The following is a 410-nucleotide window of genomic DNA, read 5'->3' on the forward strand; positions in this document are numbered from 1 at the left end:
GCAGGTCGCGCCGGTGCCTCTGGATGACGGCGCGGGGCAGCCCGGCCCGGTCGGGGCGGGCGGCGTTGCGCTCGGCGCAGACCTCTTCGGGCATGTCGAGGACGATGGCGATCGGCAGGACGTCGTACTCGCGGGCGAGCTGCACCAGCCGGCGGCGGGCCTCGGCCTGCACGCTGGTGGCGTCGACGACGGTCAGGCGGCCGGCCGCGAGGCGCTTGCCGGCGATGTGGTGCAGGACCTCGAAGGCGTCACGGCTCGCACTCTGATCGTTCTCGTCGTCGGCGACGAGACCCCGGCAGTAGTCGGAGGAGATGACCTCGGTGGGCTTGAAGTGCTTGCGGGCGAAAGTGGACTTGCCTGATCCGGTGGCCCCGATCAGGACGACGAGGGACAGGTCGGTGACGGGGAGT

General features: G+C 71.5%; 1 protein-coding gene. It reads right to left on the reverse strand.

Going from position 1 to position 410, the window contains the following annotated elements; genetic code table 11:
- The coding region (locus G3I78_RS49575; protein ID WP_164437241.1) for an AAA family ATPase at positions 1–410 on the reverse strand (410 nt) is incomplete at both ends.

The sequence above is a fragment of the Streptomyces sp. SID13726 genome (assembly GCF_010548375.1).
In the GTDB taxonomy this organism is placed as follows: Bacteria; Actinomycetota; Actinomycetes; order Streptomycetales; family Streptomycetaceae; genus Streptomyces.